This window comes from Dyadobacter sp. HNCC25DJ184, assembly GCF_056895215.1.
The window spans coordinates 1-13,591 of sequence record NZ_JBXHAQ010000026.1; the positions used below are offsets into that span (position 1 = coordinate 1).

General features: G+C 44.8%; 13 protein-coding genes. 11 read left to right on the forward strand and 2 right to left on the reverse strand.

Annotated elements, in window-relative coordinates; translation table 11 throughout:
• Window positions 1-590 precede the first annotated feature (590 nt).
• Together AC1XUD_RS25740 and AC1XUD_RS25745 are read right to left on the reverse strand one after the other, a co-directional pair.
• Entirely contained in the window at window positions 591-860 is a 270-nt protein-coding gene (locus tag AC1XUD_RS25740) for an integrase core domain-containing protein (RefSeq protein ID WP_483363924.1), read from the reverse strand.
• Between the two features lie 65 nt (window positions 861-925).
• The gene (locus tag AC1XUD_RS25745; RefSeq protein ID WP_483363925.1) at window positions 926-1,348 is read right to left on the reverse strand and encodes a transposase; all 423 of its coding nucleotides are present in this window, start codon (window positions 1,346-1,348) and stop codon (window positions 926-928) included.
• A 429-nt stretch (window positions 1,349-1,777) separates the two neighbouring features.
• Between AC1XUD_RS25745 and AC1XUD_RS25750 the strand changes: the two genes are divergently transcribed.
• The 11 genes from AC1XUD_RS25750 (at window position 1,778) to AC1XUD_RS25800 (ending at window position 13,588) form a co-directional block, all read left to right on the forward strand.
• The gene (locus AC1XUD_RS25750) at window positions 1,778-2,578 is read left to right on the forward strand and encodes a sulfite exporter TauE/SafE family protein (protein WP_483363926.1); all 801 of its coding nucleotides are present in this window, start codon (window positions 1,778-1,780) and stop codon (window positions 2,576-2,578) included.
• A 29-nt stretch (window positions 2,579-2,607) separates the two neighbouring features.
• Window positions 2,608-3,108: a methyltransferase family protein gene (locus AC1XUD_RS25755; protein ID WP_483363927.1), complete on the forward strand. Its 501-nt coding sequence runs from the start codon at window positions 2,608-2,610 to the stop codon at window positions 3,106-3,108.
• A gap of 71 nt (window positions 3,109-3,179) precedes the next feature.
• On the forward strand, window positions 3,180-4,601 hold the full coding sequence (locus tag AC1XUD_RS25760) for an MBL fold metallo-hydrolase (RefSeq protein ID WP_483363928.1): 1,422 nt from the start codon (window positions 3,180-3,182) through the stop codon (window positions 4,599-4,601).
• Window positions 4,602-4,610: 9 nt separating this feature from the next.
• Window positions 4,611-4,919 carry a rhodanese-like domain-containing protein gene (locus AC1XUD_RS25765; RefSeq protein WP_483363929.1) on the forward strand — a complete coding sequence of 103 codons (309 nt, stop codon included), beginning with the start codon at window positions 4,611-4,613 and terminating at the stop codon, window positions 4,917-4,919.
• A 16-nt stretch (window positions 4,920-4,935) separates the two neighbouring features.
• Window positions 4,936-5,499 carry a YeeE/YedE family protein gene (locus AC1XUD_RS25770; RefSeq protein ID WP_483363930.1) on the forward strand — a complete coding sequence of 188 codons (564 nt, stop codon included), beginning with the start codon at window positions 4,936-4,938 and terminating at the stop codon, window positions 5,497-5,499.
• Between the two features lie 4 nt (window positions 5,500-5,503).
• A complete protein-coding gene (locus AC1XUD_RS25775; RefSeq protein WP_483363931.1) occupies window positions 5,504-6,124 on the forward strand; it encodes a class I SAM-dependent methyltransferase in 621 nt (206 codons plus the stop codon).
• Between the two features lie 70 nt (window positions 6,125-6,194).
• On the forward strand, window positions 6,195-6,641 hold the full coding sequence (locus AC1XUD_RS25780; RefSeq protein ID WP_483363963.1) for a DUF6691 family protein: 447 nt from the start codon (window positions 6,195-6,197) through the stop codon (window positions 6,639-6,641).
• 365 nt (window positions 6,642-7,006) lie between these two features.
• Entirely contained in the window at window positions 7,007-8,365 is a 1,359-nt protein-coding gene (locus AC1XUD_RS25785; protein WP_483363932.1) for an MBL fold metallo-hydrolase, read from the forward strand.
• 140 nt (window positions 8,366-8,505) lie between these two features.
• A complete protein-coding gene (locus tag AC1XUD_RS25790; protein ID WP_483363933.1) occupies window positions 8,506-8,943 on the forward strand; it encodes a hypothetical protein in 438 nt (145 codons plus the stop codon).
• An 86-nt stretch (window positions 8,944-9,029) separates the two neighbouring features.
• Complete coding sequence (locus AC1XUD_RS25795; RefSeq protein ID WP_483363934.1) at window positions 9,030-10,412, forward strand: TolC family protein; 1,383 nt, start codon at window positions 9,030-9,032, stop codon at window positions 10,410-10,412.
• A 5-nt stretch (window positions 10,413-10,417) separates the two neighbouring features.
• The gene (locus AC1XUD_RS25800; RefSeq protein WP_483363935.1) at window positions 10,418-13,588 is read left to right on the forward strand and encodes an efflux RND transporter permease subunit; all 3,171 of its coding nucleotides are present in this window, start codon (window positions 10,418-10,420) and stop codon (window positions 13,586-13,588) included.
• Window positions 13,589-13,591: the final 3 nt, after the last annotated feature.

Sequence of the window (13,591 nt, forward strand, 5' to 3'; positions counted from 1 at the left end):
GGTCTAGATACGCAGTCATTTATGACGAAAGTCATTTTTGTATTCTTGTCGAATCGAAGTTGCTTGATTCTAATCGTTTTTATAGTATATGGTAACCGAGTTTTTTGAGGCCGGTCAATATGAATCCCACTGATTCTTGCGCAAAAAAATGGCGGAACCGAGGAGTTCTTTCACATGGCGAAATACGGCGTGTTTTTTGAAAATAATCAAATTTTCAATTCAAGTGTTCCCTTACATCGTGATGGAGCGTGTGGGGCCAGTCTGATCGCCCATATATTGATCAGTCAGTTTCTGGTTTCCTATACAACTAACCGTTCAGGTGATACGTTGATATTGGAACCTGAGCAAATACTACAATTCTTAAACACGGATTCAATTAATTTTTTGCTATAGCTTGAAAAGCTATCGTTTACCCACAGGTAGACAAGCGCTTGCCTAACGCCAGCAACTCTACAAACAAAAGCTGTATTTGGATCTGTCTTTACGCAGAATAGCTATACACTTTTTGAGACTAACAGCAGATTAACTATACACCTTTTTTTTTAAACGTCGATTATGCTATACAGGCTTGAATTTTCGACTTTACAGTTTCATCGTGGATTTTCATCTGGTTTCCTCTCGCGCTTGTATATCTTCCAACGTTTCCGCAAAATGACATCTAACTGGTGGGCTTTTTCCGGAGTTAGAAAATCGCAACTAGCGTGCGGCCTATGATTGTTGTAAATTGGGATAATCCGGTTTACGGCAACCAATGCTTGCTGATGATATTCGAAGACCTTATCCAGCTCGAACTCGTCCTTCAATATCCCATTTACCCTTTCCGCTATCGCATTTTCGTAAGGATCACCCTTTTCGGTCATGCTGATCATGAAATTAGCCTCTCGAAGACATTTGATGTAGTCTCCACAGCAGTACTGAATTCCTGTCAGACCGGGTCGCCGGAGCGATGATGGATGATCTGCTTTTCCGGATACTGGCGCTGAGCAATTGCATCTTTTAGCGCTTTGAGCGGGCCACAATGCTCTAAGTTCGGGTGTAAGCAATAGCCCACAATTTTGCGTGAGTAGGCGTCTGTTATCAATGACAGATAGGAGAAGCCATTTCTTAACGCCACATAGGTTATGTCTGCCACCGCCCGGCGGCCCGGCCAAACTTCCTCTGGCGACTGAATATCGACTTCCTTGATCAAATTCGAGTACTTTTTCAGCCAATGCTTCGAAAAAGTGGTTATAGTTTTTCTCCTTTTTCGCCGAACTGTTAACCCGTATTCTGCTAACAGATCATGCAGCTTTTTAACACCAATTTTAATCTTATGCTGTGATAATGAGCTTTGAATCAGGCTAAGCATCTTTGGTGTCCCAGCTCAGGGCATTAACCGACGCTGCTGCTCAACAAGCTTCAAAACAATGGCATACTCGGCTGTTTGAGCTTTCAGATTCCATTCTTGGTCGTAGTAGGCGTGAAGGGTTTTACCAAACAGACCACAGAGCGTTTTAATGCCTATGTTAAACTCCTGGTGCATTATTCGGACTGTTTGGTGCCAGACTTTTTTCGAATATCAATTTTGAACTGTCCCTCTGCCAGGGTTATCATCGTTTACAGGGCAACAATTTTGAGCTGGGCGTCTTGCAAAGCCTTTTGAAGGGCTTCCTTCTCGCCGTCCGTTCTATCAAATTTCATTTTTGTCAAGGTCACAATAATATTCTTTTTCATATGTGACTTTTATCACTTTCCAGACAGACGAAGATTCTGAGCTTTGTATCATAATTGATTTAAAATGGAAATTGCAGCTTATATAGCATCTGTATTTATTGGTGTTTCACTTGGTTTGATCGGAGGAGGAGGATCCATACTGACCGTTCCGGTTCTGGTATACCTGTTTGGGATTAGTCCTCTCGTTTCAACATCTTATTCTCTTTTTATTGTGGGGTCGACCAGTCTTGTCGGAGCTTATAACAATTACCGGAAAGGTGCTGTGAAAATTAAAACTGCGCTACTGTTTGGGAGCACATCGATCACAACGGTTTTTCTAACGCGTAAATTTCTGATCCCGATGATCCCGAGAGATCTTTTTCAAATTGGAGGATTCCAGATTACTGAACCGTTGGTGACGATGATTCTTTTCGCAGTATTGATGGTAGCTGCATCCGTTGGTATGATTAAAAGTAGGGAAAGGAAACCAGGGTGCCTTGAATGTGATTTAAAAGGCAATATAATCAGGATGTTACTGAGCGGTGTAGGAATCGGACTGACCACCGGGATCCTTGGTGCAGGCGGCGGATTTCTTTTGATTCCAACCCTGGTACTAGTCCTTGGTATGCCAATGAAAGAAGCAGTCGGCACATCACTTCTGATTATCGCGCTGAATTCGCTGATCGGTTTTGCTGGCGATATGGGTCATTTTGAGATTGACTGGATATTTCTGCTAAAAATTACCGCCATCTCCATGGCTGGGATCCTGATCGGAGGCGCAGTCGCCAAAAGGTTAAATGCTGCTTATCTGAAAAAAGGTTTTGGCTGGTTTGTACTGGTAATGGGAGTTTATATTATATCAACCGAGCTAATGCATCTGAAATAAATTGCATGCGTTAAACAAAAACTATCTGTATGATGTACAGGAGAAAAAAGAAAGATCTGATTTTCGTGGGCATTCAAGTAGTGATGTTTATAGGTTATATGTCAGTGCCGTCTTTTTTAAATGCGACAGTAAATCAAATTATCAGGATGGTTGGCCTAGTTTTACTTGTCATTGGAACAGGTATTTTTCTGGCCGGGTTATTTAAGCTAAGAAAAAGCCTGACTCCTTTTCCGTCAGTTCGTTCTGATGGTCATCTGGTCACAAATGGTATTTACTACTTTATCCGCCATCCGCTTTACACAGGCATCATAGCTGGTCTGTTTGGTTATGGATTGTACCGCGGCCATACCGGTAAGTTAATTATTGTGGTGCTGCTTGCCGTGCTTTTTTATTTTAAATCCATCTATGAAGAGCGGATGCTTCTAACTGCATATCCGGATTATAAACAATACAGCCTGCAAACCGGAATGTTTCTGCCTAAATGGAAAAATGTTATTGATGTTTTGTTGGTGCGTGACAAATATCACTGACCAGCTGCCCTGACATGCCGAACTTTGCATAGTTAATTCAAATAGAACTTCAAATTTTGAGACTACAAGATATGGTAATCGAACAAATATATACTGGCTGCCTTTCACAAGGCGCGTATTATATCGAAAGTAATGGTGAGGCGGTCGTGATTGATCCACTTCGTGAGGTTGAACCTTACATCAACCGAGCTGAAAAAGACGGAGCCAAAATAAAGTACGTGCTCGAAACACATTTTCATGCTGACTTTGTATCAGGCCATATTGACCTTGCCAAAAAAACAGGTGCACAAATCGTGTTCGGGCCGACAGCTAAACCAGGCTTTGATGCACTTGTAGCCCAGGACGGTCAGGTTCTTGAAGTAGGAGATGTTTCCCTTAAAGTGCTACATACTCCTGGGCACACCATGGAAAGCACCTGTTATCTCTTAAAGGATGAGCAGGGCAAGGAAGTCGGAATCTTCACAGGTGATACGCTTTTTATTGGTGATGTAGGACGCCCGGACCTGGCGCAAAAAGTATCAGCCGATTTAACACAGCAAAAACTGGCAGAACACCTTTTTGATTCTTTACGGGAGAAAATTATGCCTTTGCCTGATGATATTATCGTGTATCCGGCTCACGGAGCAGGAAGTGCCTGTGGGAAAAATATGAGCAAGGAAACCACCGACACCCTGGGCAACCAGAAAATGTTCAACTATGCGTTGCGGGCTGATATGACCAAAGTGGAATTTGTAAAAGAGGTTACCAATGGCCTGATGCCGCCCCCGGCTTATTTTCCTGAAAATGTGATGATGAATATCAGGGGATATGAAAGTATTGATACGATACTTGAACGCGGAACGCATGCGCTGGATCCGGCTGCTTTTGAAGCGGCGGCTAATGAAACGGACGCGGTCATGATCGATACCAGGGATGCTGAGATTTTTGCAAAAGGTTTCATACCCAATTCCATCAACATAGGAATCAATGGAGGTTTCGCGCCGTGGGTGGGAACATTGGTACCGGACATTAAGCAGAGAATATTATTGGTGACCGATCCGGGTAGGGAGGAGGAAGTGGTGACCCGTCTTGCGCGCGTTGGCTATGACCATACCATCGGGTATTTGCAAGGTGGAGTAAGTGCCTGGATCACAGCTGGTAAAGAAGTAGATCAAATCGAATCGGTGAATGCCGATCATTTGAGCGAGCGTTTGAAAAATGATCCTTCCCTGATAGTTCTGGATGTTCGCAAAGCCAGTGAATTTGATTCAGAACATGTGATTGGTGCCGAAAATGTCCCGCTTGATTACCTCAATGATCAACTGGCTCAGATCGATAAAAACAAAACATACGCAGTGCACTGTGCGGGTGGTTACCGGTCGATGATCTTTAATTCCATTTTGAAAGCAAGAGGTTATGATAACCTGATCGATGTAAAAGGAGGGTTTAAGGCAATAAAAGAATCAGGCAAGTTTGAAGTGAGCAATTATGTTTGTCCAAGTACACTACTTTAAAAGATGATTATGGGTATTATATCGGCATTATTCGGAAATGACAAAACAGACTTCAAAAGCCTTATTGATAACGGCGCGCTTATCGTTGACGTACGCAGCGCGCAGGAATTTGCAACCGGGCACATTGATGGGAGCGTTAATATGCCACTTGATACGATCGGCTCCAAATCTGCGTTTTTGAAAAAAGAGGGAAAGCCAGTGATTACCTGCTGCCGGAGCGGAGCTCGCAGCGAGATTGCAGAAGAGGTTTTGAAAAAGGCTGGAATAGAGGTTTATAACGGGGGAGCCTGGGATAAACTTAGACAAAAAATTCAATAGAGACATTCTTAAAATTATGCTTGAAATAATAAGACAGCCCTGGCCCTGGTATGTGGCCGGGCCGCTGATCGGGCTTACCGTGCCTGCACTTTTGATATTGGGCAATAAATCCTTTGGGATTTCATCATCGCTCCGGCATGTTTGCGCCATGTGTGTCCCAGGGCAAATACCGTTTTTTCAATACGATTGGAAAAAGGAGTTGTGGAATATGTTTTTTGTGCTGGGTATCCTTTTAGGAGGGGTAATAGCGGTGACATTTCTTGCCAATCCCGAACCTATGCAGCTCAATCCAACGCTGGTAAAAGAATTAAGCGTATATGGCATAACAGATTTTTCATCGCTGGTGCCGGTTGATCTGGTGAGTTGGGAAAGGCTTATGACAATTCCGGGAGTGATCATGATGGTCGGTGGTGGTTTTCTGGTAGGATTTGGGGCACGTTATGCGGGCGGGTGCACAAGTGGGCACGCGATCATGGGGCTTTCAACACTGCAATGGCCTTCGCTGGTAGCAACATTCTGTTTTATGGTTGGGGGATTTGCGATGGCTAATTGGATATTGCCTTTGATATTAACGCTTTAAACAAATGGAAAAACAATTAAAAACCCATTGGGAAGATGTTTATAACACCAGAACATCCTATCAGGTAAGCTGGACGGAGCTCAAACCAGAGAATTCTCTTAGAATGATCCGGAATACTCGGGCACCCAAAAACAGCCCGGTAATCGATATTGGAGGAGGCGAAAGCATGCTCGTAGATTATATGTTAGACGAAGGTTATTCGAATATCACAGTTCTGGATATTTCGGAAGCAGCGATACAACGAGCTAAAATAAGATTAGGAGAGAAAGCGGAAAAAGTTACCTGGCTAGTAAGGGACATTCTGGATTTTAAACCAGAAACGAATTATACGATCTGGCACGATAGGGCCACCTTTCATTTTTTGACGACAGCGCAGCAAAAAGAAAAATATAGAAGCCTTGTTGAAAATATAACAACAAATGGCCACCTGATTTTGGGAACGTTTTCAATGTCCGGTCCCGAGAAATGCAGCGGATTGCCTGTATGTAGATACGATATGCCTACAATGGCCGACGTCTTCAAAGATTCGTTTGAGGTGAAAAACCATTTTTACGCAGATCATATTACCCCTTTTCAAACAATTCAAAATTTTCTTTTTGCACATTTTATCAAAACAAAAGATTAAAAAAAATATGTCATATTCATTAACAAGCCCAATTAAACAAAGCGAACATGATATCCGGGCCACGGATTCAATGTGTATTAATGAAAGTGAAAAGCAGCACAAATGGTATTACAATTTGAAATATCTTGTGGTAGGAATATTCTTTGGGGTATTATTTGTCAAGGCAGAAGTGATAAGCTGGTTCAGGATCCAGGAAATGTTCCGGCTGCAATCTTTTCATATGTATGGCATTATAGGCAGTGCAGTGGTGGTTGGGATGGTTTCCGTTTGGCTTATTAAGCGGTTTGATATCAAAACCCTTGCGGGGGAGCGTATTGCTTTTTCAGATAAGAAGTTTAATAAGGGACAGATATACGGAGGATTACTGTTCGGGCTGGGCTGGGGTTTGACCGGTGCTTGTCCGGGGCCGTTGTTTGCACAGATCGGAATGGGCGCAACTGTTGTCGTCGTCACTTTGGTGAGTGCAATTACAGGTACATGGGTTTATGGCAAATTCAGGAATCAACTACCTCACTAAGTGGCTAACACCATCAGTGAAGTAGCTTTCTAATCATTTTTTTACTGCCAATGGAATTGATTAGTGTTTAGATAACCTAAGTGAAAAGATATCGGTCTTGCCAGGGCACCTGTACTGGTCAAAAACCTGGTTCATCTTGACAAGGCAACGCTTTGGATAGGGTATGGTTCTTGTGGGTTGGCTAAAAATCTATGTTAGGCTCCAACTTCCCGAATTCGACTACAACAACAATCCCATGGAAGCCTTCCCTTTTAATCAGGCTAAGGAAAGATATAGTATGTGGAGTCTGAAGATCAAAGTGCTTCCATGGCCTTACTGGAATAAAATTCAAAAAGGAATAGCTTAATTGCTAAAAAGAGTATTTTATGAAGATCCAACAGTTTGAAGATAAATTTCTGGCGCATTACAGTTATGCCATTCTGAGCGAGTGTGAATCAAAAGTGGTATTGATCGATCCGGGGCGTAACCCGGAGCCGTATTATGATTTTGCAAAAGAGCATTATGCTAAGATTATCGCCGTTATTGAAACACATTCCCATGCTGATTTTGTGAGCAGTCATCTGGAGATTGCTCAGACGACCGGTGCTGCCGTTTATGCGAGTAAAAAAATCGAGGCTAAATATGAACTGACGTCCTTCGATGAGGGAGATGCGATAGCCTTTGGAAAGATTGTCTTGAAGGCCATCAACACGCCCGGCCATTCGGATGACAGCATATCGGTTCTTTTAGAGCATGATGGTAAACCCAAATATTTGTTCAGCGGGGACACCCTGTTCATTGGAGATTGTGGCCGACCGGATTTGAGAGAGTCTGGCGGAAACATGGACGCGCAAAGAGAAAAGTTGGCGGCCAAAATGTATTATTCGCTTCGAGATAAACTGATGCTTTTGCCTGATGATGTGATCCTGTATCCGGCGCATGGAGCTGGCACTTTATGCGGAAAAGCTTTGAGTGATGCGGCAAGCAGCACGATGGGAGAGCAAAAGGCAGAAAACTGGTCACTTCAACCCATGAGCGAAGAGGCTTTTGTAAAGGAACTGACATCTGACCAGCCTTTTATCCCGGCCTATTTTCCTTTTGATGTTGAATTGAATAAAAAAGGGGCATCCGGATTTGTTGATAGTACCGCTCAGGTAAAGGTTTCGGATTCAAAAACTAATCAGCTGGAAACTGGTATATGGATTGTAGACAGCCGCAGCCAGCAGGATTTTAAGGAGGGACATCTGGCCGGATCGATTAATATCATGGATGCAGCCAAGTTTGAGACCTGGCTGGGAAGCATGATAGATCCTTCGGAGGAATTTTATCTGGCTGCACAGGATACAGAAACTTTGGAGAGGCTTATAGGGCGCACGGCATCCATCGGGTACGAAACCAAAATCCGGGAAGCTTTTGTGTTAACAAGTGGAGAGCAAATCATGCAGCCCTTGGATCTGGAAAATTTTAAAAAAAACCAGGAACAGTATACGATTGTTGATATACGAAACGCCTCGGAAGTATCGGCGAATAAAATTTTCAGCAGTAGTATCCAGGTTCCGTTGGCTGATTTAAGAAGCAGGATTGACGAAATACCTCTTGATAAACCGATTGCTGTACATTGTGCGGGCGGATACCGGAGTGCGATCGGCAGTTCGTTGATCGCTTCTTTGGTCGGGGCGCATATCCCCGTATTTGACATCGGTGAGCACATTAAAGAATTTGATCAGCAGCCAGCAGCTCATTAATGATCATGTTTTTCAGGAATTTTTTCTATAAAAAACTGTTTTGATTCACTAAAAACCGATCGTTTGCGTTAATATGATTAAAGCAAACGGTCGGGCGGTGTAATCAGATACTTTTTCGTCTTGCATTATCAATTTTTACAGTGAAACAATACGATAAAAAGCATGAGATAAAGGGATGCAAGCCTGTCAGGGCGGTTATCTTTTTGTTTTTTGCTTTGTTTTTGTTGTCTAACTGTCAGATCAAGAAAACGCTGAGTATTGCGCTTTTAAATCATTCGGGAGCAGGGCAGACATCGGAAAGAATTGATAAGGGATTACCGGTTTCAGTAAAACTTTTAGAAAATGAGCCCTGTGCTTATCAAAAAAGCTCAGCCTATTCTGATCAGGATCTTCATACTGTATCAGAGACTGTCACGCTGCCGTCCGCTTCGATTTTTTTACTTTCCTATTTACCATTTCTGCTGATTTTTGACGGATTTTCAGGTGACGACCATGTCCCTTTGGCAAATCTGTTTAAAGTTTTACCTGCCGTTAGCGGCAGTCCTATCTACATCAAAAACAGATATCTTCTGATTTGAGCCTTTTTGTTTTTTCTGATTTTAATACGCATGTCCGGGTTGTCTAAGCCCGTGCCTGTTGTCGTTACATTTTAAACAGATTAAATATGATAAGGCATAAGCTTTGTCTGTCAGGCCTTTTACTGGTGCTTGTCAGTTCTTCTTTGCATGCACAAATCGGTCTGAGACTCTCCGAAATCTGGGACATGACTCTTTCGGACTACCCTGGGATCGATTTGAAAGAGGCGCAGCTGGAAGAGTCCCGGGTTGTAAAGCAGCTTACCAGAAATAATAACTTTTTGCCCTCCGTGCAATTGCAGCTCCAGAATTCTATGGGAAGCTACAAGAGCAGCAGCGGCTCCTTTTTTCCATTGCCGGGCGTGATCAACACCAATGGCAGGGCTTCCACGCTGCCCGGACAACCTGTGGCAGCTTTCAATACCTTCGGTTCGGTAGTGGCCGACTGGAAATTTTTTGAATTCGGCAGGAAAAGATTGGCCACGAAGGCTGCGGATCAGGGGATTGAGCGTGCAACAAGCGATCTGGATGCGCAGCAGCTGAAACTCAGAGCCCGGTCTACACAGCTGTATCTGAATATACTAAACAGTAAAGTTAATTTGATCTGGGCCTTAGAAAACGCAGCGCGGACAAAACAGATTTTCGAATTGTCAGCAAGTTTATCAGCAGCCGGCTTAAAACCGGGGGCGGATAGTTCTCTGGCGCTTTCATCGTATCTGCAGACACTTTCTGCTCAGGAGCAGTGGACGGCAAAGCTTGGATCGGATCTGACGGAGCTGACAGCGCTTGCGCAGAAAGCCGATACTGCGCAGGGGCTGGCTTATGGACCCTACTTAAATGCTGCGACTTTCAGAGATGACCAGATTCAAATTAGCGCGAATCACCCGTATTTGCAGGTGCTGGAAAGTACTGTCGAATATGGCCGGACCCAGGCAGCACTGGCGGGTCGCCGGGCACTTCCGACGGTTTCAGCAATCGGAGGACTTGCCCTCAGAGGCAGTGGCATTGCGCCAGATGGGCTCGTCGACAACCGCCTGGCAGCAGGCTATAACAACGGGTCTGCGAATTATCTGGTCGGTCTTGCCGTAACTTTTAATATTACTGGCGCATTTAACAGCAGTCTTGAAAGGGAACGTATAGTGCAGAAAGTCAGGGCTGATCAGGCAAATTATGCCATGCAGAAACTGGATATGGAAACAAATCTGAGTTCGGTAACCAAGCGTATCGCGGGGCAAAAGAAGCAGATTGTCAACGTTACGGCAGCGGTCAAAAATGCCCGGCTTGCTTACGATCTGTATATGTCAAGATACGAAAGCGGACTGATCAGCCTTACCCAATTGTTACAGATACAGTCTATTTTACAATTGGCCGAAAAAAACAATATAGATGCCCATCAGCAGCTGTGGGAACAGATTCTGGTGGAATCAGAAGCAACCGGCGATTTTTCCTATCTGCAAAACCAATTTAATTAGATACTATGAACCTTATAAGGCTTGCTTTGCGAAGACCTTTATCAATAATGGTAGCTGTTATTGGTATTGCCTATTTTTCGTTCACTGCGATCAGAAAGATCAATGTGGATATTTTCCCGAGCATCGAACTTCCGGCGATATACGTTGCCATGCCCTATGGAGGGCTGTCGCCAGCCTACATGGATGGTTTTATGGCCAATGAATTTCAGAAAGTCCTGATTTTTGTCAGCGGGGTAAAGGATATAGATTTTAAAAGTATTCAGGGATTTACGCTTATGAAGCTTACTTTTTACCCTGGTACAGATATGGCGCAGGCCTCGGGTGAGGTTTCCACGCAGGTATCCAGGGCGATGGGGTTTCTGCCGCCGGGCGCGGTCCCTCCCCAGGTGGTGCGTTTTGATGGCAGCTCAATCCCGATCGGACAGTTGGTTTTTGAAAGTCCGCAAAGATCGATCACGGAACTTCAAACGATGGCTCTGACCAAGATCAGGCCTATGTTTGTTTCCATTCCGGGCGTAACTGCCCCCGCGCCATTCGGAGGAAATATCAGAACGATGGTCGTCAAGGTCAATGCGGATCTTATGCAGTCTTATGGTCTTTCTGCGGAAGAGGTGACAACAGCCATTGCAAAGAATAATTTTCCTGCCCCGGCGGGAAATATCCGTATAGGCAACCAGAATCTGATGAGCCCGCTTAACTCGATTGCCAATGATCCGCAGGAGTTTTTAGATATTCCAATCCGGAAAGGTTCCGGAACCAATGTGTATGTAAAAGATATTGCCAGCGTGGAAGACGCAGCCGACATCACGACGGGTTATGCCATCATCAATGGAAAGCGTTCAGTGTATTTGCCTGTGATCAAAAAAGCAGATGCGTCTACGCTGAAAGTGGTGGAAAACCTGAAAGCGGCCATACCCATGCTTAAAGCGGCATTGCCGGAAGATGTGGATATACGATATGTTTTTGACCAGTCGGGTTATATCGAGCGTTCGCTTGAAAATCTGATCCATGAAGGCATATTGGGTGCCCTTCTGACCGGACTGATGGTGTTTCTTTTTCTGGGTGATTCCCGCGGTTCGCTGATCGTGGTGATGACCATCCCGATCGCGATTCTCTCCGCGGTGATCATGCTATATATGCTCGGGCAGACGATCAATGTGATGACTTTGAGCGGACTTGCGCTGGCTATCGGTATTCTGGTAGATGAAGCTACGGTAACCATTGAAAATATTCACCAGCATTTTGAAATGGATAAACCCAAGAAAAGGGCTATTCTGGATGCACTGCTGGAAATATCGGTTCCAAAGCTTCTGATCCTGTTATGTATCCTGGCAGTTCTGATCCCTTCTTTTATGATGAGCGGTATTCCAAAAGATATGTTCATGCCACTGTCGCTCGCTGTTGCTTTTGCGATGATTGCATCCTTTGTGGCTTCTCAAACCTTTGTGCCGATCATGGCCAACTGGATGATGAAACCGGAAAATTTAAAGAGCCATAAAAAGGTAAGAGGAGCAAAGCGGGCACGGTTTGGCTCTTTCAAGACCCACTATTTATCGCTGACCCGGCGCTTGCAAACAAGACCAACAGCGGTTATTATGGTTTATGCAATTCTGGTTGTCGTTATGGTAACGGGATCCTTTTTGACAGTCGGTACTGATATTCTGCCAGCCAGTAACAGCGGTGATATCCAGCTCAGGATCGTAGCCCCTGAGGGAAGCAGACTTGAAATGACTGAGGCATATCTTAAAAAAGTGACAGGTATCATTAAGAATGAGCTTCCTGAAAATGCCATTAAAATAAGCTCTGCTTTTGTGGGACTTCAACCTTCAGCCACGGCCATTAATCCGATCTTCCTGTTTACAAGCGGATCGCATGAGGCTGTTTTGCAGGTATCCATTGATCAGAATATTTTCAAAGAGCCCATTGCCGGCTTGAAGGAGCAAATCAGAAATCAGGTAAAAAAGCAGTTGCCTGAGTTGAAAATCAATTTTGAACCCATGGAACTGGTCGAGAAGATCATGAGCCAGGGAGCTATGACACCGATACAGATCAAAGTAGCGGCGGGGCAGTTGAAAGCGGCGAATCAGTATGCGATGAAACTGAAAAGTGAGATGGGCAAAATACCTTTTCTGCGGGATATACGCATTGCTGAGCCAGTCAATTATCCGAGTGTAAAAATCAACGTGAACAGACAACTTGCATCCCAGTTCGGGCTTACCATGGACGATGTTTCCAGGGCCCTGGCGATTGCCACATCATCCACCCGTTTTACAAATAAAAACCTTTGGGTCGATCCCAAATCGGATCTTGTTTTCCAGGTCCAGGTGCAGATTCCCGAATCGGATATGAGCTCGCTGGACAAACTGCGCTCATTACCACTTAAAGCAGGTGAGCCGCGTCCGGTACTGGAAGATGTTGCCACGCTGGAAATGGTCAAGCAGGCAGGCCAGGTGAATCGTCAGGGAGCGAACCGGTATGTGACGATCCTGGCCAATACAGATCACAAAGATCTGGGCGGAGCATCCGCAGCGGTCAGAAAAGTGCTGGCGGATGCTGGTGATGCGCCCCGTGGCGTGATCATTTCGACCGAAGGTCTTATGCAGCTGCTGGATGAGACCATGTCAGGACTTCAGACGGGTCTGGTGGTCGCGGTCGTTGTTATTTTCCTGATGCTTACGGCGTATTATCAGTCCTTTAAAATCTCTGCGCTGATACTTGCGGTGGTGCCGGCAGTGATTGGCGGAAGTATTCTGATGCTTCTTTTATTTGGGAGCACACTTAATTTACAATCTTACATGGGCATTATTATGTCGGTGGGCGTGTCGGTTTCCAATGCGGTGCTTTTGATAAACCAGGCCGAATACAATAGACTGACCCTGGGTATTCAGGCCCGGCAGGCGGGGCTTGCCGCAGCTTCTTCGCGCCTGCGGCCAATCGTGATGACCACACTGGCCATGATTGCTGGTATGGTACCGATGGCTTCCGGAATGGGAGAAGGCGGCGAGCAGGTAGCTCCATTGGGACAGGCTGTTATAGGAGGTCTGCTTCTATCAACACTTACCGTGCTTCTGGTGATGCCGCACCTGTTTACAAGCGTGATGGGCAAAGCAGGCAGGGATAGTCCATCGCTGGATCCGGATGATGTGGATGCCCAATTAATTGAACTTACTAAATGAATC